At 68.4% G+C, this 21,015-nt stretch carries 22 protein-coding genes; 10 read left to right on the top strand and 12 right to left on the bottom strand.

The window, feature by feature from the left end:
• Window positions 1-5 precede the first annotated feature (5 nt).
• Window positions 6-887 (bottom strand): gamma-glutamyl-gamma-aminobutyrate hydrolase family protein, encoded by an 882-nt coding sequence (locus NWF24_RS32905; protein ID WP_258352180.1) that lies wholly within the window; start codon window positions 885-887, stop codon window positions 6-8.
• A gap of 140 nt (window positions 888-1,027) precedes the next feature.
• Here NWF24_RS32905 and NWF24_RS32900 point away from each other — a divergent pair, with 140 nt between their 5' ends.
• Entirely contained in the window at window positions 1,028-2,083 is a 1,056-nt protein-coding gene (locus NWF24_RS32900; protein WP_093055176.1) for a sugar phosphate isomerase/epimerase family protein, read from the top strand.
• Between the two features lie 7 nt (window positions 2,084-2,090).
• On the opposite strand, the gene pdxR is transcribed toward NWF24_RS32900, so the two are convergent.
• Entirely contained in the window at window positions 2,091-3,548 is a 1,458-nt protein-coding gene (gene pdxR / locus NWF24_RS32895; protein WP_258352179.1) for a MocR-like pyridoxine biosynthesis transcription factor PdxR, read from the bottom strand.
• Window positions 3,549-3,632: 84 nt separating this feature from the next.
• Between pdxR and NWF24_RS32890 the strand changes: the two genes are divergently transcribed.
• The 4 genes from NWF24_RS32890 to dbpA all read left to right on the top strand — a co-directional run bounded on the left by NWF24_RS32890 (window position 3,633) and on the right by dbpA (window position 7,413).
• Window positions 3,633-4,892 (top strand): MFS transporter, encoded by a 1,260-nt coding sequence (locus tag NWF24_RS32890; protein WP_258352178.1) that lies wholly within the window; start codon window positions 3,633-3,635, stop codon window positions 4,890-4,892.
• 390 nt (window positions 4,893-5,282) lie between these two features.
• A complete protein-coding gene (locus NWF24_RS32885; protein ID WP_258352177.1) occupies window positions 5,283-5,543 on the top strand; it encodes a hypothetical protein in 261 nt (86 codons plus the stop codon).
• A 58-nt stretch (window positions 5,544-5,601) separates the two neighbouring features.
• Complete coding sequence (gene infA, locus NWF24_RS32880) at window positions 5,602-5,874, top strand: translation initiation factor IF-1 (protein ID WP_015867950.1); 273 nt, start codon at window positions 5,602-5,604, stop codon at window positions 5,872-5,874.
• Between the two features lie 87 nt (window positions 5,875-5,961).
• On the top strand, window positions 5,962-7,413 hold the full coding sequence (gene dbpA, locus NWF24_RS32875; protein ID WP_093076324.1) for an ATP-dependent RNA helicase DbpA: 1,452 nt from the start codon (window positions 5,962-5,964) through the stop codon (window positions 7,411-7,413).
• On the opposite strand, the gene NWF24_RS32870 is transcribed toward dbpA, so the two are convergent.
• Complete coding sequence (locus tag NWF24_RS32870; protein ID WP_258352176.1) at window positions 7,379-8,848, bottom strand: MATE family efflux transporter; 1,470 nt, start codon at window positions 8,846-8,848, stop codon at window positions 7,379-7,381. The genes dbpA and NWF24_RS32870 overlap by 35 nt on opposite strands.
• Before the next feature lie 58 nt (window positions 8,849-8,906).
• Here NWF24_RS32870 and NWF24_RS32865 point away from each other — a divergent pair, with 58 nt between their 5' ends.
• The 4 genes from NWF24_RS32865 (at window position 8,907) to NWF24_RS32850 (ending at window position 11,787) form a co-directional block, all read left to right on the top strand.
• Entirely contained in the window at window positions 8,907-9,077 is a 171-nt protein-coding gene (locus NWF24_RS32865) for a hypothetical protein (RefSeq protein WP_176928792.1), read from the top strand.
• Between the two features lie 86 nt (window positions 9,078-9,163).
• Entirely contained in the window at window positions 9,164-9,484 is a 321-nt protein-coding gene (locus NWF24_RS32860) for a hypothetical protein (protein ID WP_093055160.1), read from the top strand.
• A gap of 20 nt (window positions 9,485-9,504) precedes the next feature.
• Entirely contained in the window at window positions 9,505-10,539 is a 1,035-nt protein-coding gene (locus NWF24_RS32855) for a MerR family transcriptional regulator (RefSeq protein ID WP_258352175.1), read from the top strand.
• A 33-nt stretch (window positions 10,540-10,572) separates the two neighbouring features.
• Entirely contained in the window at window positions 10,573-11,787 is a 1,215-nt protein-coding gene (locus NWF24_RS32850; protein WP_258352174.1) for an acyltransferase family protein, read from the top strand.
• Here the strand turns inward: NWF24_RS32850 and NWF24_RS32845 are convergent.
• A complete protein-coding gene (locus NWF24_RS32845) occupies window positions 11,724-12,611 on the bottom strand; it encodes a LysR family transcriptional regulator (protein ID WP_258352173.1) in 888 nt (295 codons plus the stop codon). The two genes, NWF24_RS32850 and NWF24_RS32845, sit on opposite strands and share 64 nt — an antisense overlap.
• A gap of 81 nt (window positions 12,612-12,692) precedes the next feature.
• On the opposite strand from NWF24_RS32845, the gene NWF24_RS32840 reads away from it, so the two are divergent.
• The gene (locus tag NWF24_RS32840) at window positions 12,693-13,580 is read left to right on the top strand and encodes a DMT family transporter (RefSeq protein ID WP_258352172.1); all 888 of its coding nucleotides are present in this window, start codon (window positions 12,693-12,695) and stop codon (window positions 13,578-13,580) included.
• On the opposite strand, the gene NWF24_RS32835 is transcribed toward NWF24_RS32840, so the two are convergent.
• The 8 genes from NWF24_RS32835 to NWF24_RS32800 all read right to left on the bottom strand — a co-directional run bounded on the left by NWF24_RS32835 (window position 13,577) and on the right by NWF24_RS32800 (window position 20,986).
• Window positions 13,577-14,506: a fatty acid desaturase family protein gene (locus NWF24_RS32835; protein WP_258352171.1), complete on the bottom strand. Its 930-nt coding sequence runs from the start codon at window positions 14,504-14,506 to the stop codon at window positions 13,577-13,579. The two genes, NWF24_RS32840 and NWF24_RS32835, sit on opposite strands and share 4 nt — an antisense overlap.
• 72 nt (window positions 14,507-14,578) lie before the next feature.
• Window positions 14,579-15,265: a GntR family transcriptional regulator gene (locus NWF24_RS32830; protein ID WP_093055148.1), complete on the bottom strand. Its 687-nt coding sequence runs from the start codon at window positions 15,263-15,265 to the stop codon at window positions 14,579-14,581.
• A 29-nt stretch (window positions 15,266-15,294) separates the two neighbouring features.
• The gene (locus NWF24_RS32825; RefSeq protein ID WP_258352170.1) at window positions 15,295-16,578 is read right to left on the bottom strand and encodes an NAD(P)/FAD-dependent oxidoreductase; all 1,284 of its coding nucleotides are present in this window, start codon (window positions 16,576-16,578) and stop codon (window positions 15,295-15,297) included.
• Window positions 16,575-16,823 carry a (2Fe-2S)-binding protein gene (locus NWF24_RS32820; protein ID WP_258352169.1) on the bottom strand — a complete coding sequence of 83 codons (249 nt, stop codon included), beginning with the start codon at window positions 16,821-16,823 and terminating at the stop codon, window positions 16,575-16,577. The genes NWF24_RS32825 and NWF24_RS32820 overlap by 4 nt, the downstream gene beginning before the upstream one ends.
• Window positions 16,820-17,923, bottom strand: a complete 1,104-nt coding sequence (locus tag NWF24_RS32815; RefSeq protein WP_258352168.1) for an NAD(P)/FAD-dependent oxidoreductase — start codon at window positions 17,921-17,923, stop codon at window positions 16,820-16,822. Before NWF24_RS32815 ends, NWF24_RS32820 begins: the two co-directional genes overlap by 4 nt.
• An 11-nt stretch (window positions 17,924-17,934) precedes the next feature.
• Entirely contained in the window at window positions 17,935-18,870 is a 936-nt protein-coding gene (locus NWF24_RS32810; RefSeq protein ID WP_258352167.1) for a 4-hydroxyproline epimerase, read from the bottom strand.
• An 18-nt stretch (window positions 18,871-18,888) separates the two neighbouring features.
• Window positions 18,889-20,022 carry a branched-chain amino acid ABC transporter substrate-binding protein gene (locus NWF24_RS32805; RefSeq protein WP_258352166.1) on the bottom strand — a complete coding sequence of 378 codons (1,134 nt, stop codon included), beginning with the start codon at window positions 20,020-20,022 and terminating at the stop codon, window positions 18,889-18,891.
• A gap of 49 nt (window positions 20,023-20,071) precedes the next feature.
• On the bottom strand, window positions 20,072-20,986 hold the full coding sequence (locus tag NWF24_RS32800) for a dihydrodipicolinate synthase family protein (RefSeq protein WP_258352165.1): 915 nt from the start codon (window positions 20,984-20,986) through the stop codon (window positions 20,072-20,074).
• Between the last annotated feature and the right edge of the window lie 29 nt (window positions 20,987-21,015).

Raw genomic sequence — 21,015 nt, 5'->3', positions numbered from 1 at the left:
GCCACCTAGCGTCGCAGCAGCGCCTGGCGCAGCACCCGCGCAGCGCGGTCGCGGATCTTGCCGGAGCTGGAGCGCGGCGGCGTCTTGGGCGCGACCTTCGCGGTAGCGCAGGCCCACAGGAAGTCATGCAGGATCGGCGTGTCGTCGACCGTCTCGGTGCTGCCGTACTTGTGGAACTCGGGGTGCCACTGGGTCGCGGCGATGTAGCTGCGGCCCTTGTCGGGGCGGCGGCGGATGGCCTCGGGCACACGGTCGGGCAGGCTCCAGGCCTCGATCTCGAAACCCGGCGCGAGGCCCTTGATGCCCTGGTGGTGGATGCTGTTGACGCGCGCCTTCTCCACCTGCGGATAGAGCTTCGACAGCCGCGTGCCCTGCACCAGCTCGATCTCGTGGAAGTTCTGGTCGTAGGTCACCGGGTCGCGGTGGCGCAGGCCACCCTCGTGCTGGGCCTCGATGTCCTGGTAGAGCGTGCCGCCAAAGGCCACGTTGATGAGCTGCAGCCCGCGGCACACGCCGAAGATGGGTTTGCCGGCCTGCTCGAAGGCTTCGACCAGCGCAAGGTCGTAGAGGTCGCGGATCTGGTCGCCGATCCACGCGTCCTTCAATGGCACCTCGCCGTAGCTGCCGGGCCAGACGTCGGCGCCGCCGTGCATGACCACGCCATCGAGCCATTCGGCGTAGTGCGACAGCTTGGTGTCGCCGCGCGCGGTTTCGCCGGTGGGGCAGGGCACCATCACGACCATGGCGCCGGCGGACATGAGCCAGTGCGCGATCGATTGCTCGACGTACTGCAGCGTCTTGTTGGTGAAGAGTGAGCGGGCCGGGTCGGCGTGCGAGAAGCAGGCGGACAGGCCGATCTTGAGCCGAGCGGAAACAGGTTGTGTCATCGCGGGACTGTCGTCGGTGGGAACCGGGCGATTGATGCGAAAAGGAAAGTCCATTTTGGCTCGTTGGCCTCTCGCACGGGGTCGGACGACACGCCAAGTATGCTTTCAACGCTGCCCCAACGAATAAGGAAGACAAGCCGATGAAAACGATCAAGGGCCCCGCCATCTTTCTGGCCCAGTTCGCGGGAGACACCGCCCCGTTCAACACGCTCGACGGCATCGCCGGCTGGGCTGCCGGGCTGGGCTACAAGGGCGTGCAGATCCCGAGCTGGGACGCCCGCCTGTTCGACCTTCAACGCGCCGCCGAAAGCAAGACCTACTGCGACGAGGTGAAGGGCACGCTGGCAAAGCACGGCCTTGAGATCACCGAGCTTTCGACGCACCTGCAGGGCCAGCTTGTGGCGGTGCACCCGGCCTACGACGCGGGCTTCGACGGCTTTGCGGCGCCCGAGGTGCGCGGCGACCCGGTGCGGCGCCAGCAGTGGGCCGTCGAGCAATTGCACTTTGCGGCAAAGGCCTCGGCCAACCTGGGGCTCACGGCGCACGCGACCTTCTCGGGCGCGCTGGCCTGGCCGTACCTCTACTCGTGGCCGCCGCGTCCGCCGGGCCTGATCGAGGAAGCCTTCGACGAACTCGCGCGCCGCTGGCGGCCGATCCTCGACGCCTTCGACGCCGTGGGCGTGGACGTGGGCTACGAGATCCACCCCGGCGAAGACCTGCACGACGGCGTGAGCTACGAGATGTTTTTGGAGCGCGTGAACAACCACCCGCGCGCCTGCCTGCTGTACGACCCGAGCCACTTCATGCTGCAGCAGCTCGACTACCTGGCCTACATCGACCACTACCACGAGCGCATCAAGATCTTCCACGTGAAGGACGCCGAGTTCAACCCGACCGGCAAGCAGGGCGTGTACGGCGGCTTCCAGAGCTGGATCAACCGGGCAGGGCGCTTCCGTTCGCTGGGCGACGGGCAGGTGAATTTCAAGGCCATCTTCTCGAAGATGGCGCAGTACGACTTCCCGGGCTGGGCGGTGCTGGAGTGGGAGTGCTGCATCAAGCACCCCGAAGACGGCGCGCGCGAGGGCGCGAAGTTCATCGCCGACCACATCATCCGCGTGGCCGACCGGGCCTTCGACGACTTCGCGGCGGGCGGCGTCGACGTGGCGGCCAACAAGCGGATGCTCGGGATCGGCTGACCGATCCTCAGAGCAACGCCACCAGCCGCCGGATGGCGCCGTCGATCTGCGGCGCGGCTATGAGGCCGTAGCCGAAGGCAAGGCCGTTGGGCGTGCCAGGCGCGTTCGGATCGAGCGCGTAGCGCGACAGCGGCGGCAGCGTGATGCCAGCTGCGGCCGCGCGTTCGACCACCGTGTGGTCGCGCGTGCCGCCGTGCAGCCAGGCCGACAGGTGCAAGCCCGCGTCGGATGGAATCGCTTCGAGCCTGCCCGCGCAGTGGCGTGCCAGCGCATCGAGCAACACGGTTCGCCGCGCGCCGTAGATCTTGCGCATCTTGCGGATGTGCCGCGCCAGGTGCCCTTCGGCGATGAAGGCGGCGAGCGCCTCCTGCCCGAGCACCGGGCCGTGCCAGTCGGCCAGCTCGCGCGCCCGCACCAGCGCCGCGCGCGCCCACGGCGGCGTCACCACGAAGCCCAGGCGCAAGGCGGGGAACAGGCTCTTGGAAAAGGTGCCGACGTAGAAGACCGACTCGGCACGGTCGAGCGTCTGCAGCGCATCGAGAGGGCGGCCGGCGAAGCGGAATTCGCTGTCGTAGTCGTCCTCAATGACGACGGCGTTGCGCGCCCGCGCGAAGGCCAACAGGGCCGCGCGCCGCTGCGGCGACATCGCGACGCCGGTGGGGAACTGATGCGAGGGCGTCACGCAGACCACGCGCGCCTCGGGCGGGATGCGGTCCACGCACAGGCCCTCGCCATCGGTCGGCACCGTCATCACTCTCGCACCCGCGGCCAGCATGGCCTCGCGCAGCGAGGGATAGAACAGCTGCTCGACCGCAACCACCGTGCGCCCCGGCACGACGAGGATGCGCGCGAGCAGCCCGAAGGCCTGCTGCGCGCCGGCGGTGACGACGATGTCGTCGGCGGTGCAGCCGACCGCGCGGGTGAAGGACACGTGCTTCGCGATGGCCTCGCGCAACGCGCCCTGGCCTTGCGGGTCGGCGTAGTCGGCCGTCTGCCGCGCGACGCGACGCAGCGCGCGGTCGCTCAGGCGGCGCCAGATGTCGAAGGGAAAGACGCTCACGTCGGGCAGGCCGACGCGGAAGTCGTCGCGCGCGGACTGCGGCTGCAGGGTGGGCGCGAGGTCGGCGCCCGGGACGTTCAGCGGCGCCAGCCGGGGGTCGCGCTTGGCCGTCGAGGCCTTCGTGCTGCGGCCGCGCCGGGACGCCGGCAGTGTGTCCGCCACGTAGGTGCCGGCGCCGGGGCGCGCCAGCAGGTAGCCCTCGCTCAGCAGCAGGTCGTAGGCCGCGAGCATGGTGTTGCGCGACACGCCCAGCCGCAGCGCCAGAGCGCGCGTGGCAGGCAGGCGCGCGCCGGGCTGCAGCCGGCCGTCGAGGATGGCGCTGCGCAGCTGGCGGTGCACCTCGCGCAGCAGGTCGCGCGAGCCGGCGCCCGGCAGGCGGATGGCGAGTTCGAAAAGTGGCTCCATGAACTTCGCCAATTGTGGTTCTTTTGAAGAACCAATTGCAAACCTATTCTGGAGGCCTTGAACACACTTGCCACGGAGTCCCTCATGAACACGGATCTCTCGACATCGCAGCAGCAACCGGCAACCGAACGCCTGCCGCTGAGCCTGGGCTGGCTTGCGCTGGGCGCCTTCGCCCTCGGCACCGAAAGCTTCATGGTCGTGGGCCTGCTGCCGGTGCTGGCGGCCGATCTGCAGATCAGCGCCGCGCGGGCCGGGCAGCTGGTGCTGCTGTTCGCGCTGAGCTACGCCATCGGCTCGCCGGTGATGGCAGCGCTACTGGCGCGCTTCGGGCGCCGGCCGCTGCTGATTGCCAGCCTCGCGGCCTTCTCGGCGCTGACGCTGGCGGCGTCGATGGCGCACGGCTTTGCGCAGCTGGCGCTGGCGCGGGTCGCGCTGGGGCTGGTAGCCGGCGTGTTCCTGCCGACCGCGAGCGCGGTGGCGGCCGCGATGGTGTCGCCCGCGCTGCGCGGCCGGGCGCTGGCCATCGTGACCGGCGGGGGTACGGTGGCGGTCGCGCTCGGCGTGCCGCTGGGCGCGTGGATCGCGGGCTGGGGCGGCTGGCGCACGGCCTACCTGCTGATCGCGGCGGTGGCGGCGCTCGCCACATGGGGGCTCGCGCTTGGACTGCCGCGCCAACTGGCGCAGGCGCCGGTCGTCGCAGCCGCCGCCACGAAGGGCACACCGGCGTTCGCCGTGGCCCGCGAACCGGGCGTGCTGCCTGCGCTGCTGACCACCATGCTGTGGACCACGGGCGGCTTCAGCTTCTACACCTACATCGCCACGTTCCTTTCGGGCACGCTGGGTTTCGGCACCGAGGCCGTAGGCGCGATGTTCTTCGCCATCGGCGTGGCGGCGGCCATCGGCACCGCGGCCGGCGGCTGGGCCACCGACCGCCTCGGCGCCGACCGCACGGCGCAGGGCTTCGCGCTGATGCTGGTGGTGATCCTGGGCGGGCTGTCGTTCTCGGCGCAGATGCTGCCGCGCGGCCTGGCGCTGCCGCTGATCGTGGGGCTGTCGGCGCTGTGGGCCTTCGCTGGCTGGGGCTTCGGGCCGGCGCAGGCGGTGCGGCTGATCCGGCTGGCACCGGAGCGCGCACCGATGACGCTGTCGCTCAACGCCTCGGCAATCTACCTCGGCATTGCGGCGGGCTCGGTGTTCGGCGGCGCGGCGATCGACCTGGTCGGCGTCAGCGCGGTGGGTTGGGTGGGCGCGGCCTTCCAGTTCGCGGGATTGATGCTGCTGTTACGCGCGGCGCACAAGGCGCGGACGGCCGGTTCGACGCTGGCGGCGGCTGCGGCGGCCTGAGCGCCTGTCGAATTACTATTTTTTTGATAGCAAACAACTCTCCAATCACGGCCCTTCGGGGCCTTTTTCATGGGATCGTTGTTTTTAAGACCGGCAATTGTCATGCCCCGCAAGCTATAATGTCGGGTTCGTTTCGATACCACGACGAAGAATTTCGTCAATACCGCCGGCTGACCTGCACTGTCCTTGGATTATTCAGGCCTCTCACTCCCAAGCCGGCTTTCACAGTGTGTTGGAGCGCCAGACCGGGCGCCCATGATTGCCACCACTGCCTTCGTTCCTGTTGAAGCGAATAGCGCGTCCGCCGCGCCATTCCGGCCGGCCCACGCCCGTTTTCAATTATTTTTCAGGCACTTCGCGCTCTGTATCCGCGCGGCGTGCCAAGGCTTCATGGACATCATTCAACACAGTATCGCGGTGGGCAAGTACCTTGTTTCCCCGCTCATTCGACACCAGGACGACGGCAACTACGCTGCTTCCGTCTCGATCCGCTCCGGCCACGGCAGCGGCATGCACGACCGCGTGATGCGCTTCACGCCGCGCTTTGCCAGCCACGCAGCCGCCGTCGGCTACGCCATCGACCAGGGCCTCGGCTGGGTGCGCGAACGCGCTCCCAGCAATGCCCCTCTCGCGCTTCCGTGCGCGGGCTGAAACAATTACGCCCAATTCCATCTCCAACACACATCGAACGATTCAGAGGTAACCACACATGCCCAAGGAAGAACTGATCGAAATGAACGGCGCAGTGACCGAAGTCCTGCCCGACTCGCGCTACCGCGTCACGCTGGACAACGGCCATCAGCTGATCGCCTACAGCGGCGGCAAGATGCGCAAGCACCACATCCGCATCCTGGCGGGTGACAAGGTGTCGCTCGAACTCTCGCCCTACGACCTGACCAAGGGCCGTATCACCTTCCGTCACCTGGAACGTCGCGGCCCGCCGCCGACCAACTCCGGCAACAACAACGCACCCCGCCGCTGATCCGCGACTGACGAAAGGCCTTGCGGCGCCCCGCGACGGGCGCCGGCAAGGCCTTTGTCATTCGTGCGTCTGTCCGGCTGCTGAACGATGACCACACCCAATCCCACAGCCGGCGGCCCGCAAGCCCAGGCCCCTGCCGACAACGGCTTCGCCGCGCTGGCGCTCTCGCCCCAGATGCTGGCCAACCTCACGCAGCTCGGCTACACGCAGATGACGCCGATCCAGGCGGCCAGCCTGCCGCCAGCGCTGCTCGGCAAGGACCTGATCGCCCAGGCCAAGACCGGCAGCGGCAAGACCGCCGCCTTCGCCCTGGCGCTGCTCTCCAACCTGAACCCCCGTCGCTTCGCGGTGCAGTCGATGGTGCTGTGCCCGACGCGCGAGCTGGCCGACCAGGTCACGACCGAAATCCGCCGCCTCGCGCGCGCCGAGGAAAACATCAAGGTCGTCACGCTCTGCGGCGGCGTCGCGTTGCGCGGGCAGATCGCCAGCCTGGAGCATGGCGCCCACATCGTGGTCGGCACTCCAGGCCGCCTGATGGACCACCTGGAGCGCGGCAACCTCGACCTCTCGGCGCTCAACACGCTGGTGCTCGACGAAGCCGACCGCATGCTGGACATGGGCTTCTTCGACGACATCGTGAAGGTGGCGCGCCAGTGCCCCAAGGAACGCCAGACGCTGCTGTTCTCGGCCACGTACCCCGAAGGCATCGCCAAGCTCGCGCAGCAGTTCATGAAGAACCCCGAGCAGATCACGGTGCAGGCGCAGCATGAAGGCAGCAAGATCCGCCAGCGCTGGTACCAGGTGAAGGACAGCGAGCGGCTGCACACCGTGAGCCTGCTGCTCGACCATTTCCGCCCCGTCAGCACGCTGGCCTTCTGCAACACCAAGCAGCAGTGCCGCGACCTCGTCGAGGTGCTGCAGGCCCAGGGCTTCAGCGCGCTGGCGCTGTTCGGCGAACTGGAGCAGCGCGAGCGCGACCAGGTGCTGGTGCAGTTTTCCAACCGCAGCTGCTCGGTGCTGGTGGCAACCGACGTGGCGGCGCGCGGGCTCGACATTGCGCAGCTCGAAGCGGTGATCAACGTCGACGTGACGCCCGATTCCGAAATCCACATCCACCGCATCGGTCGCACCGGCCGCGTGGGCCAGTCGGGTGACGCCGAGGGCCTGGCGCTGAACCTGGCCAGCATGAACGAGATGGGCAGCGTCGGAAAGATCGAGCAGCTGCAGGGCCGCGAGTCCGAATGGCACGAACTGGCCGAGCTCACGCCGGGCAAGGGCGCGCCGCTGCAGCCGCCGATGGCCACGCTGCAGATCGTCGGCGGGCGCAAGGAAAAGATCCGGGCCGGCGACGTGCTGGGCGCGCTCACGGGCGATTGCGGCTACGCGAAGGACCAGGTCGGCAAGATCAACGTCAACGAGTTCTCGACCTACGTGGCGGTCGACCGCGCCATCGCCGAAGAGGCGGCGCGCAAGCTGTCCAGCGGCCGCGTGAAGGGCAAGTCGGTCAAGGTGCGGCTGCTGACGCTGCAGGACCTGTAGCAGCCCCTGCTGGCTGCGGCGTGACGAGCGCCGAAGTCGGCGCCACCGGTGCATCGAGCACCGGTGCCGGCGCCGCATCGGGCGCCTCCTGCCGCGCCAGCTTCGCGGCCAGCCGGAACGCCACCACCACCGCCAGCAAGCCGAAGATCGACGAGCCCACGGCCTGCCCGATCAGCACGCCGGCCGCGCCGTAGTGCGAGCCCCACCAGGCGAACGGAATCGTGCCCAGCGTGGCGCGCCCCCAGTTGAACGTCGTCGACAGCAGCGGATGCCCGAGGTTGTTGAACGACGCATTCGCCACGAACAACCCGCCCGCGAAGAAGAAGCTCGCGGCCAGCCAGCTGCAGAACAGCGAGATCAGCTCCGCCGCCAGCCCGTCGGCCGAGAACGCGCGAATCAGCACGCCCTGTCCCAGTGCCAGCACCAGCCACGCCACGGCCACCGACGCCACCATGAACAGCAGGCTGTCGCGCAGCCCCTCCTGCACGCGCCGGTACTGCCCCGCGCCCAGGTTCTGCGCAAGGATCGGCCCGACCGCACCGCTGAGCGCATAGACCAGCCCGAAGGCCACTGGCGTCAGCCGGTCGATGGTGGCCGCGCCCGCCACCGCCGACGGCCCGAACTGCGCGACCGCATGCGTGACGAAGGCCGCGCCCACTGGCGTCGCAAGATTGGTCAACACAGCCGGCCCGGCCACAGTGCCGAGCGCGCGTGCATCGCCGGCCAGCCGCTGTGCATCGAAGCGCCCGAGCATCCGGTGCTTCACCATCACGCCATGCAGCCCGATGGCCGCCAGCACCATGCGCGAGACCACCGCGCTGATGGCCGCGCCGTCGAGCCCCAGCCCGAAGCCGAAGATCAATATCGGGTCGAGCACCGCCGTCACGAAGGCGGCCGCGAGCGTCACCGTCATCGCGCGGCGTGCATCGCCGATCGAACGCAGCAGCGCCGAAGTTGCCATGCCGATGCCCAGCAGAGGCAGCGTGTGCACAGTCACCGAGAGATACCGCTGCGCAAGCCGCGCCGTCTCGCCCTCGGCGCCGAGCGCCTGCAGCGCGGGGTGCAAAAAGAAGGCCGTGCCCGTGCCCACCACCACCGACACCGCCGTCATCAGCACGAGGCTCGAGGTGCCGATGCGGCGCGCGTCCTCGATGCGTCCGGCGCCCACCGTGCGCGACACCACAGCCGCGATGCCGATGGTCAACCCGATGCACAGCGACGCATGAAAGAAGCCCACCACGCCCGCGAAGCCAACCGCCGCGGCCGTCGCCTTCTCCCCGAGCAGCGAGATGTAGAACAGGTTGATCAGGTCGACCGCGAACACTGCGATCAGCCCGATGGCGCCCGTGCCCGCCATCACGCAGACATGCCGCAGCAGCGACCCCGAAACGAAGCGTGCACGCTCGACACCGCCGGTTGTTTCGGCTATTGGCATGTGAAATTCTCGATGTGGCCTAATTGCGGCTCGAACATTACTTTTACCCGAGCTTTTCATGCCCAAGAAAATTCGTACCGAAGCCGACCGCGTTGCCACCCCGAAGCCGACGCCCCTGCCCGGCTACACGGCGCCTCGCTCCGGTGGCGGCCAGAAGGTCAGCCTGGAACGCGGCACCGCAACGCGCAGCAAGAAGAACCCTGGCAAGCGCGCCAAGAAGGGCGGCTGATCCATCAGCCCCCGCCTGGCTCCCACCTGAGCCACGACAGACGCGCCCCAGGGCGCGTTTTGTCATTGGGGCAGCTATAAATCGCAATGTCCGACGACAACCAGATCCTCATCCCGCCCTCGTTCTTCGCGGTGTACACCGATGCGCGCCAGCGCCTGAGCGAGCCGATCGGCGTGGTGCGCGAGCGCTACGAGATCTGCGAAGACCTCGCCAGCCACCTCGTGGGCCACGCGCAGATCCAGCACCACACCGAGGTGCCGGTCGAAAGCGAGATCCTGCGGCGCATCCACGCCGGGCTGGCAACGCCTGAATCCGGCGTATCAGCGGCCGAGGCGGGCTGGATCGTGCAGCGGCTGGCCGAGCTGCTGGGCTGGCAGGGCCCAGAGCCGGCGCCCGAAGCGGACTGAGCCCCTGCCGGAGCGCCCTCATGCTGCTCAAGGTCGGAGAACTCGCCCGGCACACCGGCCTCACGGTGCGCACGCTGCACCACTACGACGCCATCGGCCTGCTCGCGCCCTCGGCACGCTCCGAGGCCGGCTATCGGCTCTACAACGCGGCCGACATCGCCCGCCTGCACGCGATCCAGGCACTGCGGCTGCTGGGCCTGCCGCTGGCGGAGATCGGCGCCTTGCTGGGTGCGGAGAGCAGTTCGCTGCCCACCATCATCGCGCGGCAGATCGAATCGCTCGACCAGCAGATCGCACAGGCCACGGCCTTGCGTGAACGCCTCGGCCTGCTGCAGCAGCGCCTGGACGAAGGCGCCCAGCCCGACATGAAGGACTGGCTGGACACGCTCGAGAAGATGACCACCTATGGGCGCTACTTCAGCCCCGCCGAGATCAGGTCGTTCATGGCCAACTGGAAGGACGTGGCCGACAGGTGGCCGCCGCTGGTGGCCGAGGTTGCCACGCTGATGTCGCGCGGCGTGCCGGCCAGCGCCCCCGAGGTGCAGCCGCTGGCCGCCCGCTGGATGACGCTGATGGGCCAGTGGATGGACGGCAGCTTCGACCTCATCACACGCTGGGGCGAGATGTACCGGCGCGAGGCCGTGGCGCGCAGCGACGACGGGCCGCCGGCCGAACTGGTGGAGTACATCGGCGAAGCCATCGGCATGCGCATGGCCGCGCTGCTGCGCCACCTGAGCACCGACGATCTCGCGCACCTGAGCCACCCGCCCGAGGACGAATGGCGGCGCCTGGCGGGCGAACTCGCCGTGCTGCGGGCGCGCGCCGTCCCTCCTGAAGACGAGTCGGTGCAGGCCATCGCGCGCGAGTGGGCGCGCCTGTTCGCCGCCTTCACCAACCACGACCCCGGCCTGGCAGCCCGCCTGATGCGGGCGATGAATGCAGAGCCGGTGCTGCAGGCCGCCGCCGTGACCACGCCCGAAGTGCGCGACTACCTGCTGCGCGCCATGGCCGTGCTGCAGCAGAAAAATTCGCTGCCGCCCACCAGCAGCGCTTGACCCTGACGTTGCGTGAGGCCCGACAGTGGCCGCATGAACAACCCAACCACGCCCCAACGGCTCCACGCGCTCGACAACCTCCGCGCCCTGATGATGTGGCTCGGCATCGTGCTGCACGTGGCGATCAACCACCTCACCATCAATTCGCCGCTGCCATGGCGCGACCCGAAGACGTCGCCGGTCGCCGACCTGCTTTTGCTCTTCATCCACAGCTTCCGCATGCCGGTGTTCTTCGTGCTGGCCGGCTTCTTCGTCGCGCTGCTGGTTGCACGGCGCGGTGCCGGCGGCATGCTGCGAAACCGCGCGCTGCGGCTGGCGCTGCCCTTCGCGATTTTCTGGCCGCCGCTGTTCGTGGCGACCACCGTGCTGGCGATGGTCTACATCCACCTGACGGCGCGCGGCGTGCTTGGTATCGACCCTGCGCTGACGCCCGCGCGGCAGCCCGGCGGCTCGCCTTTCAACACCATGCACCTGTGGTTCCTGTACCAGCTGTTCTGGTTCAGCGTGATGGCCTGGGCCGGCGTGCGGCTGCAGCGCTTCGTGCCGGTGCGGCTGCGCGAGACGCTGGCCCACGGGTTCGTGACGCTGGCCGAACGGCGCTGGGGCTTCGCGGTGCTGGCGCTGCCACTGGCACTCGTCGGCTCTTTCTATCCGTCCGGCATGGTCACGGAGAGCGGCTCGTTCCTGCCGCCGCTGGCCGAATGGGTGCAGAGCGGGCTCTTCTTCGTGGTCGGCTGGTACGTGCACGGCCAGCAGGAGCGGCTGCTGGCGCTGTTCGCGTCGCGCTGCAAGGGCCATGCGGTGGCCGGCCTCGCATTCCTTGTGGCGACGGTGGTGTTGCTGGGGGCATTGCGCGGCAACCGTCTCCAGTCACTGCCGCACCCCGAGTTCTGGATCGCCTTCGTCTACAACGCGACCGCATGGCTCTGGAGCCTGGCCCTGATCGGCGGCTTCGTGCGCTACCTGCCGCGCCAGAACGCCGTGCTGGCCTACCTGTCGCAAAGCTCGTACTGGGTGTACCTGGTGCACATGCTCGGCACCATCGGCTTCGGCATCCTGCTGTTCAACGCGCCCTTCGACGCGGTCGCGAAGATGGGCCTGAACATCGCGGCCACGTCGCTGGTGGCGCTCGCCAGCTACCAGCTGCTGGTGCGCCACACCCGCCTCGGCACGCTGCTGAACGGTCAGCGCGCGGAAAAGCGCTCGACCAGGAAGTCGACGAAGGCGCGGGTCTTGGCCGCCAAGTGACGCGAGGGGTAGACGGCGTAGATCGGCGTCCGGTCGGCCTCCCAGTCTTCGAGCACGGCTTGCAAACGGCCTGAAGCCAGTTCGCTCTCGACGTAGATGCGCGGGATCAGGCTCAGGCCGAAGCCCGCAAGCAGCGCGTCGCGCACGGCGATGCTGGAGCTGACCTTGTAGCGCCCGTCGATGGGCACCACCACGCTGCGGCCGGCGCGGCTGAAGGTCCACTTGTTTGCGTGGCCCGACAGCGTGAACTGCACGCACTCGTGGGCCTTCAGGTCTTCGGGCTGCGCGGGCCGGCCGAAGGTGGCGAAATAGCCGGGCGCGCCGCACAGCACGTGCGTCATGGTCATCAGCTTGCGCGCGACGAGGCTCGAATCCTCCAGCCGGTCGCTGCCGCGGATGGCGAGGTCGTAGCCCTCGCCGATGATGTCCGAGCGGCTGTCCTGCAGGTTCAGTTCGAGCCGCAGGTTCGGGTAGCGCTTCATGAATTCGGGAATGGCCGGCGACAGCGAAGTGAGCGCGAAGGTCAGCGGCGCGCTCACGCGCAGCACGCCGCCGGGGCTGCTGCCTATGGGCGCGAGCGCGGCATCGGCCTCGGTGAGTTCGTCGAGGATGCGCGACAGGCGCTCGAAGTACGCAGCGCCCGCTTCGGTCAGGCTCATCTGCCGAGTGGTGCGGTTGATGAGCCGCACCTTCAAATGCGCCTCCAGCTCCGCGATGTTCTTGCTGATGGCCGCGGCCGAGAGCCCCATTTGCCGCGCGGCGCCGGCAAAGCTGCCCGCGGCGGCGGTGGTGCGGAAGACCTTGAGAGCCGTGAGATGGTCCATGCTGGATTGACGACCGACAGTAAAGAATCAATTCATTATTCGAGCATTCACAACCAAGGGTCAACTCACTAGATTCGAGGCATGACCAGCCGCACCACCGACGTTCTCCTCACCGCGACCGCGCCCGCCATCTGGGGCAGCACCTACATCGTGACCACCGAGCTGCTGCCGGCGAACTACCCGCTGACAGTTGCCCTGCTGCGCGCGCTGCCCGCCGGTCTGCTGCTGCTTGCGATCGTGCGGCAGTTGCCCGAACGTGCCTGGTGGGGTCGCATCTTCGTACTCGGGGCGCTGAACTTCTCGATCCTCTGGGCCATGCTGTTTCTCGCGGCGTATCGACTGCCGGGCGGCGTCGCGGCGACGATCACTTCGGTGCAGCCGCTGCTCGTGGTGTTTCTCGCGAGCGTTTTCCTGGGCTCGCCGGTGCGCGCGCTGTCGGTGGCGGCGGCAGTGGTCGGCATCGGCGGGGTCGCACTGCTGGTGCTCACGCCGAATGCGGCGCTCGATGCCATCGGCATTGCCGCAGCCATCGCCGCGGCAGTGTCGATGGCCTTCGGCACGGTGCTGAGCCGCCGCTGGCAGCCGCCGGTGTCCGCGCTGACGTTCACCGCCTGGCAGCTCACCGCGGGCGGCCTGCTGCTGTTGCCGGTGGCGCTGCTGCTGGAACCGCCGCTGCCCGCGCTCACGGCGCAGAACTGGATCGGCTTCGGCTGGCTCGGCCTCGTGGGCGCTGCGCTGACCTACATCGTGTGGTTCCGTGGTGTGGCCAAGCTTGAGCCATCGGCGATCGCGCCGCTGGCCTTCCTGAGCCCGGTGACGGCAGTGATCCTTGGCTGGGCGCTGCTGGGGCAGAGCTTGTCGGCGTGGCAGGTGGCGGGCATCGGCATCGTGATCGCGAGCATCTGGCTCAGCCAGCATGCGCAGCGCGGCGCACAGCCGTTGGTGCGGCCCGCGCCGGCGATCCGCTAGGCGGCAAGCGCCGTGGCGCGCTTCAGCAGGCTCAGGTAGCCGGGCTGCACTTCCATTCGCACGATCGCGCCCTGCCGCTGCAGCAGGCGATGCGCCTCTGGCAAGGCCCAGCAGGGCAGGTTGGTGAACATGTGGTGCTCGCAGTGGTAGTTGACCCAGTAGGGCGCCACCAGGATGCGTTCGAGCCAGCCGGCGTGCGTGGTGCGGGCCTGCCGCAGCGGATCGGCCTCGTTCTGCGCGACGAGCGCGTGTTCGGCGATGTTGCGTACGCGGCTCACGAGCGGCAGCCACGTCGCCATCGGCAGCAGCCACATCAGCAGCCATGCCCACCAGTAGCCGGCCACGGCAAAGGCCAGGAAGCCGAGGCCGTTGGCGATGAGAAAGCGGCGGTCTTTCGCAAGCTCCCGGCCCAGCACCTTCAAGACCGATTCGCCCGCAGCGCGATTGCGAATGCCCTCGGCGATGTGCCCGAAGCGCTGCTTGTAGAAAGTCTGCCCGCTCATGTCGCGCACAACCTTGCGCCACATCGAGGCCCGCGTGATCGGGAAGGGCGCCGACAGCACGAGGTCAGGGTCTTCGGTCTGCTGCACGAAGCGGTGGTGCTGCAGGTGGTACGGCCGGTAGTCGCGCAACGTCGACGAGCACAGCCAGTAGCCCACCCAGTCGTTGACCTTGCGATTGCGATGCAACCCCGCATGCGCCGCGTCGTGCATGAGGATGAACAGGCCCAGTTGCCGCGCGCCGACGATGGGCACCACCAGCGGAATGGTCCACGGCCACACGATGCCCACCAGCATGGCGGCACCGATCACGCCCCAGCAGTGCAGCACCAGCCACAGGCCCTTCCACGACGAGCGCGCAGTGAGCGACTGCCACTCGTCGGTGGTGAAGAAGTCTTCGGGTTGGGCACGGGGGGCGGCGGCCATGAGGCCAGTATGGCGCTGCGAGCCGCTGTGGAACACGCGGAATTCCCCGGGTGCCGGGCGAGGCCCTTCGGCCTACTTGTCGATGATCTTGCGGGCGAAGACTTCGAGATAGTCCATCAACCGGTTGGCACCCGCGATGGCCGCAGCCTCGTCGCCCGTCGCGATGCCCTGGGCCAGTTCGAGGTGCGCATTCGCGCCCTCGACGATCTCGCCTTCATGCTGGTACGCGTACCAGAAGCGCCGGCATTGCACGATCAGCGGCACCACCGCCTTCACCGCTGAATCGTTGTGGCTCGCCTGGTGGTTGACGAGGTCCAGCGCGCGGTCGGCCTGCATGTAGTCGTTGAGGTCGCCGCGGCCTGCGGCCTCGACCATCATCTCGGCGCAATGCACGATTTCCTTGCGCTGCTGCGCGGTGGCCCGGCGCGCGGAGCAGGCGGCAATCAGCAGTTCGAGCACGCGCCGGGTCTGGATCACGTCGAGATGGTCGGCCAGGTCGATGGCCGACACCAGCAGCCCGCGGCGCGGCTGCTGCACGATGAGGCCGATGGACACCATGCGCATCAGCGCCTCGCGCACCGGCGTGCGGCCCAGCCCCGTGCGCTCGGCAAGCTCGGCCTCGACGACCTGGCTGCCGGGTTTCAGCAGCATGGTCGACAGCAGTGTCTCGATGGCGTCGTAGGCCATGTCGGCGGCGCGGCGCTTGGGCGGCGGGCGCAAGCTTGTCTTCTTTGGAGCAGTCTTCTTCGGGGCGGCCATGGTTTTCTTTTTCCGCGAATGCGGCGGCGTCATTGTCGGGTGTCGCCGTCGTTCACCAGACCCGCGAGTGTCGCTATGCGGACTGGCGACAGCGGTGGGCGCGGCACAGGCGGCGTCCATCCGAAGAGAAGCTGCGCCGCATCGCCGCAGACGCGCCCCTGGCACGCGCCCATGCCGCAGCGGCGATGCAGCTTGGCGTCGGTCCAGCCGCTGCAGCCTGCCAGCGCGGAGAAGGGCACGTCTTCGCAGCGGCACACGAGCGTGTCGGGCTGCGGCATGGCCTTGATGTCGGCGGCCAGCGCGAAGCTGCGATGCAGCTGGGCGGCGAAGGCGTTCCAGCGGGCGCGTTCGCCCTCGTGCGCTTTTGCCGCGCGCTCGTTGCCGACGGCGGCGTGGCCGGCGATGGTGCCCTGTGCCAGCGCGCGTTCGCTTCCGCCGAAGCCGGTGCACTCGCCCGCTGCATAGACGCCGGCGACGCTGGTGGCCTGCAAGGCATCGACCGCCAGGGCCTGCGCACCTGGGCCCGTGGGCGTGAGGGCACAGCCGAGCAGTTGCCCCAGCTGCGTGTTGGGCGTGAGGCCGAAGCTGCAGGCGATGCGGTCGCAGGCGATCTCGACTTCGCTGCCGCTGCCTTGCCGAAGACGAACCGATTCGACCTGCGTCGCTCCCTGTGCCGAGACGATGCGCGACGAAGTGCGGTACTGCGGATCGGCGAGCGTCACTGCCTGCGCGGCCTTGCCCGGCCAGCGCGCAAGGCTGGCGCCGAAGCGCGCGACCGAGGCGAACGAAGCCTGTTCGGCGATGCGCAGCACCTTCGCGCCCGCGGCACGTGCCGTTGCGGCGGCGGCGAGCAGCAGGGGGCCGCTCCCCGCGATGACGATGCGCTCGCCCTCGACCGGCATGCCGGCCTTGATGAGCGCCTGCAGGCCGCCCGCGCCGGTCACTCCGGGCAGCGTCCAGCCGGGGAAGGGCAGCAACAGCTCGCGCGCGCCGGTGCAGAGGATGAGCTTGCGCCATTGCATGCGCGTGGTGCGCTCCGCGTCTTCGAGCAGCAGCTCGTTGGGCGAAGGCGCGGAGACGACGCGGGTGCCGCTGCGCACGCGGATGTTGGCGTGGCGCTCGAGTGCGTCGCGCCATTTGCGTGCTGCTGGCGGCAGCGTCGCGCCGGGGCCGTCGCGCCATATCTGTCCGCCGGGGGCAGGGTTGTCGTCGATGACGACGATCGATGCGCCGCTCGGCGCGGCAGCCACCGCAGCGGCCATGCCGGCCGGGCCCGCGCCGACGATCAGCACATCGCAATGTTCCATGCTCATCCCGTCGTCTCCACGCGCATGCCTTCGGCGCAGACCGTCTGGCATGCGAGCCTGCGGCGACCATCGATCAGCACACGGCACTCCTGGCACACGCCCATGCCGCAGAACGGCGCGCGTTTCTGGCCGGTGACTGACGTACGCGCCACGCCCATGCCACCAGCCACACGCAGCGCGGCGGCGACTGAGCTGCCCGCCTTTACGCGGACCAGGTGGCCGTCGATGTTCAACAGGGTGTGGGCGCTCATGCTGTCTCCCGCAATCCGCGCGGTGCATACGGCGTCGCGTCGAAGTCGGGAGTGGCGTCGGTCATCAATGCCGCGAGCAAGTGCGCGCTGCCCGGCGCCGTGGTTACGCCCAGGCCTTCATGCCCGACGGCAAGCCAGAGCTTCTCGCGCCAAGGGTGCTTACCCAGCAGCGGCAACCCATCGGGCGATGCCGCACGCATACCGGTCCACGAACGCACCGCATTGAGATTCGCGAGCCCCGGCAGGTAATCGAGCGTGCGCTGGAGCATGCGCGCCAGCATCGGCGCTTCGACCGCCGGATCGGTGGTGTCGAACTGGCGCGACGAGCCGACCAGCAGCTGCCCCGTGGGGCGCGGCTGCACGTTGAAGGCGACCGAGTCGCCGTCGCTGTGGTGCGCGCTGGTCACATAGCCGAGCTCGACCAGCTGGTGATGCACCGTGCCCGGATAGCGGTCGGTAATGAGCAGGTGGCCCTTCTTCGGGCGTATCGGAAGTTCGGGGCACAGCGTCGTCGCCTGGATGCCGTTGGCGAGCACGATCTGCGGCGCGGTGCGGTGGCTGCCGTCCGCGAGACTCAGCGCGCCGTCGTCTTCGATGGCCTCGACCTTCGCGTGCTCCACGCGCACCGAGTCAGTGGCCTGCGCAAGCAGCCAGCGCGCCGCATTCGGCGCATAGAGGATGCCGTCGCCCGGTACTTCGAGCGCGCCCGCCAAACCCTTGCGCAAGGCGGGCTCGGCGTTCGCCAGTTCGCGCGCATCGAGCAGCCGGCTGTCGATGCCGTGCGCGCGCAGCCGCTGCTGCTTGCGTTCGGCCTCGGCCATCTCTTCGTCGTTGGCGGCAATCCACAGCGTGCCGCAGGCGCTGTACGCGCAGTCTTCGCTCATGCGCGGCGCAAGCTCGCGCCATTGCGCGACCGAATGGCGGCTCAATTCGAGTTCGGCCGCGTTGTCGTCCATCACCACGAGGTGGCCCATGCCCGCGCCGGTAGCGCCGCCGATGCGCGCATCGAGCACCAGCACGCGGCGGCCCGCCTGTGCAAGCGCTTGCGCGCAAGCCGCGCCGACGATGCCGGCGCCGATGACGATGACATCCGCGTCCATGCCGCGCGGCGTCAGAGCCGGATGCCCCAGCCGAACGGGTCTTCGTCGTCGATCAGCAGCGTGGCTTCCGCGCTGATGTACGCGCGGCCACGCAGCGTGGGAATGACCTTGTCGCCGTCCATCGCATAGCTGGCCTCGAAGACGCTGCCGATCACGCTGGCCTGCTTCCACACCTCGCCGGGCGCGAGCTTGCCGTCGGCCGCGAGGCAGGCGATCTTGGCGCTGGTGCCGGTGCCGCATGGCGAGCGGTCGTAGGCGTTGCCGGGGCACAGCACGAAGTTGCGGCTGTCGGCGCCTTCGTCATCTGCAGCGAAGAGCTCGATGTGGTCGATCTCCGCGCCGTCCGCGCCGGTGATGCCCTGGGCCGAGAGTGCCTTGCGCAACGCAGTGGTGTAGTCGGTCAGCGCCGCGAGGTTGTCGCTCGCCACGCGCTGGCCGTGTTCGCTCACCAGGAAGAACCAATTGCCGCCCCAGGCCACATCCCCGCGCACGGTGCCGTGGCCCGGCAGCTCGACCGCCACCTGGTGCAGATGCCGGTACGCGGGCACGTTGCGCACGCTCACCGAGCCGTCTTCATGCAGCGTGGTCGTGACCGTGCCCACGGGCGTTTCGATGCGGTGCTCGCCCACGCCGATGCGCCCCATGTGCGCAAGGCTCGCAACCAGCCCGATGGTGCCGTGGCCGCACATGCCGAGGTAGCCGGCGTTGTTGAAGAAGACCACGCCGGCAGCCGCATCCGGCGACACCGGTTCGCACAGCAGCGCGCCCACCACCACATCGCTGCCGCGCGGCTCCAGCACGGCGGCCGCGCGCCATTTGTCGTGCTGGTCGGCCAGCAGCGCGCGGCGCTCGGCCATGCTGCCGCCGCCCAGATCAGGAAAGCCGCCGATCACAAGGCGCGTGGGCTCGCCGCCCGTGTGCGAGTCGATGACCTGGATGCGTTGCATGTGGCGTCGTCCGTTCGTTCAGTAGCTGGCAATGGGCACCGGGGCCGCGTTCTTGAAGGTGAACACAGTGATGGGCGCCTGCTTCATGTTGCCCTTGTCGTCGTAGGCATAGGTTGCGGCTACGCCCTTGTACGTTGCCTTGTAGAGCTCCGCGCCCACCTTGTCTGGATCGATGGAGTTGGCCTTCTTCATCGACTCGCCGATGAACAGCACCTGGTCGTAGTACGAAGCCGCGTAGGCATCTGGGTCGGCGTTGAAGCGCTTCTTGAATTTTTCCTTGAACGCCGGGCCGCTCTGCGCCTTCTCGAGGATGGAGCCGCCCTGCGCGCAGAACACCAGGTCGTTGACCGCGTCGCCGCCGAGCTTGCCAGTGGCCGGACTGCACACGGTGTCGCCGCCAAGCAGCTTGCCGGGCACGGCCAGCTGCTTCATCTGGCGCGCCATGGGCGCGGCCTGCGGTGCATAGCCGCCGAAGAAGATGGCCTCTGGCGCCTTGGCCTTCATGTTGGTCAGGATGGCGGTGAAGTCCACGGCCTTGTCGGTGGTGAACTCCTGGCCGACCACGGTCAGGCCCTGCTTCTTCGCTTCCTTGGTGAACTCTTCGGCGAGCCCCTGGCCGAAGGCGGTGCGGTCGTCGATCACGCCGACCTTCTTCACCTTCAGCTCCTTGGCCGCGTACACGGCCATGCTGGAGCCGATCTGGTTGTCGCTCGCGATGATGCGGTAGAGGTTCTTGTAGCCGCCCTGCGTGACCTTCGGGTTGGTGCCCACGGTGGAGACCATGGTGCCGCCTTCGCTGTAGATGCGCGAAGCCGGGATGGCCACGCCCGAGCAGTACGGGCCCATGACGTACTTGACGCCGTCGTCCACGAACTTCTGCGCCACGCTCACGCCGGTCTTGGCGTCGCACTGGTCGTCTTCCGACACCATCTCGAACTTCAGCGTCTTGCCGCCGACCACGAGCTTCTTCGCGTTGAGCTCCTCGACGGCGAGGCGCACGCCGTTTTCATTGTCCTTGCCCGCGAAGGCATTGGGGCCCGACAGCGGACCGCTGTGACCGATCTTGACCACCTGCTCCTGCGCGTACGCCTGGCCTGCAAGGGCGAGTGCCGCGAGGCTTAGAAACGGAACCATGCCTGCTTTTGTCTTCATGCTTCTTCCTAGGTTGGGGACGATGAGAAAGGACGTTCGTTGTGTGCGACTACATGACCGACTGGTACTGAGTGGGCCGCGTCGCGAGCGCCTTCTTGACGATCGCTTCGATGAAGGCGCGCTCCTCGCCGATCAACGGAAGACGCGGACGGCGCATGTGCTCGCTGCCCACACCCACCAGCATGTCGATGAGCTTGAGGTTCTGCACCAGCTTGGTCGACACGTCGAGGTGCAGCATGGGCGTCATCCACTGATAGAGCTTGAGCGCTTCGGCGAATTTGCCGGCCTTCATCAGGTCGTACAGCGCCACGGTCTCGCGCGGGAACGCACAACCGACACCGGCCAGCAGGCCGTCGCAGCCGAGCGCCAGGCCTTCGTAGGCGAGGTCGTCAACGCCCAGGAACAGCTGGTAGCGGTCGCCCACGGTGTTGCGCAGGTCGGTGATGCGGCGGATGTCGTCGGTGCTTTCCTTGATAGCCGCGATCCATTCGCAGTCGGCCAGCTCGACCATGTGCTGCGGCTTCAGGTCGACGCGGTAGGCCACCGGGTTGTTGTAGACCATGATGGGTTTCTGCGCGGCGTTGGCGATGGTGCGCACATTGAGCATCGCCTCGCGCGCATCGGCCACGTAGATCACCGAGGGCATCACCATGAAGCCGGCCACGCCGAGCTTGTTGGCGCCGTCCACGTAGCGCAGCGCTTCGCGCGTGCTGGTTTCGGACACGTTGGCCAGCACCGGGATGCGGCCGTCGGCGGCTTCCAGCGCGATCTTCGCGACCTGCAGCTTTTCTTCCAGCGTCAGCGTGCTGGCTTCGCCGAGCGAGCCGCAGGTGACGAGGCCGTGGATGCCGTTGCGGATCTGGAAGTCGATATGACGGGCCGTGCCCTCTGCATCGATGCTCTCGTCGGCGTGGAACTTGGTGGTGACGGCGGGGAAGATGCCTTGCCAGCGGGGATTGCTCACTTGATCGCTCCTTGTGGATGTGCGGTGGT

The sequence above is a fragment of the Variovorax paradoxus genome (assembly GCF_024734665.1).
Classification (GTDB): Bacteria; Pseudomonadota; Gammaproteobacteria; order Burkholderiales; family Burkholderiaceae_C; genus Variovorax.
This window is presented reverse-complemented; position numbering and strand designations above follow the sequence as displayed.

Excerpts from the sequence above, each read along its gene's own strand:
- NWF24_RS32905 (WP_258352180.1), bottom strand. The coding sequence starts at position 887 with ATGACACAACCTGTTTCCGCTCGGCTCAAGATCGGCCTGTCCGCCTGC.
- NWF24_RS32900 (WP_093055176.1), top strand. The coding sequence starts at position 1,028 with ATGAAAACGATCAAGGGCCCCGCCATCTTTCTGGCCCAGTTCGCGGGA.
- pdxR (WP_258352179.1), bottom strand. The coding sequence starts at position 3,548 with ATGGAGCCACTTTTCGAACTCGCCATCCGCCTGCCGGGCGCCGGCTCG.
- NWF24_RS32890 (WP_258352178.1), top strand. The coding sequence starts at position 3,633 with ATGAACACGGATCTCTCGACATCGCAGCAGCAACCGGCAACCGAACGC.
- NWF24_RS32885 (WP_258352177.1), top strand. The coding sequence starts at position 5,283 with ATGGACATCATTCAACACAGTATCGCGGTGGGCAAGTACCTTGTTTCC.
- infA (WP_015867950.1), top strand. The coding sequence starts at position 5,602 with ATGCCCAAGGAAGAACTGATCGAAATGAACGGCGCAGTGACCGAAGTC.
- dbpA (WP_093076324.1), top strand. The coding sequence starts at position 5,962 with ATGACCACACCCAATCCCACAGCCGGCGGCCCGCAAGCCCAGGCCCCT.
- NWF24_RS32870 (WP_258352176.1), bottom strand. The coding sequence starts at position 8,848 with ATGCCAATAGCCGAAACAACCGGCGGTGTCGAGCGTGCACGCTTCGTT.
- NWF24_RS32865 (WP_176928792.1), top strand. The coding sequence starts at position 8,907 with ATGCCCAAGAAAATTCGTACCGAAGCCGACCGCGTTGCCACCCCGAAG.
- NWF24_RS32860 (WP_093055160.1), top strand. The coding sequence starts at position 9,164 with ATGTCCGACGACAACCAGATCCTCATCCCGCCCTCGTTCTTCGCGGTG.
- NWF24_RS32855 (WP_258352175.1), top strand. The coding sequence starts at position 9,505 with ATGCTGCTCAAGGTCGGAGAACTCGCCCGGCACACCGGCCTCACGGTG.
- NWF24_RS32850 (WP_258352174.1), top strand. The coding sequence starts at position 10,573 with ATGAACAACCCAACCACGCCCCAACGGCTCCACGCGCTCGACAACCTC.
- NWF24_RS32845 (WP_258352173.1), bottom strand. The coding sequence starts at position 12,611 with ATGGACCATCTCACGGCTCTCAAGGTCTTCCGCACCACCGCCGCCGCG.
- NWF24_RS32840 (WP_258352172.1), top strand. The coding sequence starts at position 12,693 with ATGACCAGCCGCACCACCGACGTTCTCCTCACCGCGACCGCGCCCGCC.
- NWF24_RS32835 (WP_258352171.1), bottom strand. The coding sequence starts at position 14,506 with ATGGCCGCCGCCCCCCGTGCCCAACCCGAAGACTTCTTCACCACCGAC.
- NWF24_RS32830 (WP_093055148.1), bottom strand. The coding sequence starts at position 15,265 with ATGGCCGCCCCGAAGAAGACTGCTCCAAAGAAGACAAGCTTGCGCCCG.
- NWF24_RS32825 (WP_258352170.1), bottom strand. The coding sequence starts at position 16,578 with ATGAGCATGGAACATTGCGATGTGCTGATCGTCGGCGCGGGCCCGGCC.
- NWF24_RS32820 (WP_258352169.1), bottom strand. The coding sequence starts at position 16,823 with ATGAGCGCCCACACCCTGTTGAACATCGACGGCCACCTGGTCCGCGTA.
- NWF24_RS32815 (WP_258352168.1), bottom strand. The coding sequence starts at position 17,923 with ATGGACGCGGATGTCATCGTCATCGGCGCCGGCATCGTCGGCGCGGCT.
- NWF24_RS32810 (WP_258352167.1), bottom strand. The coding sequence starts at position 18,870 with ATGCAACGCATCCAGGTCATCGACTCGCACACGGGCGGCGAGCCCACG.
- NWF24_RS32805 (WP_258352166.1), bottom strand. The coding sequence starts at position 20,022 with ATGAAGACAAAAGCAGGCATGGTTCCGTTTCTAAGCCTCGCGGCACTC.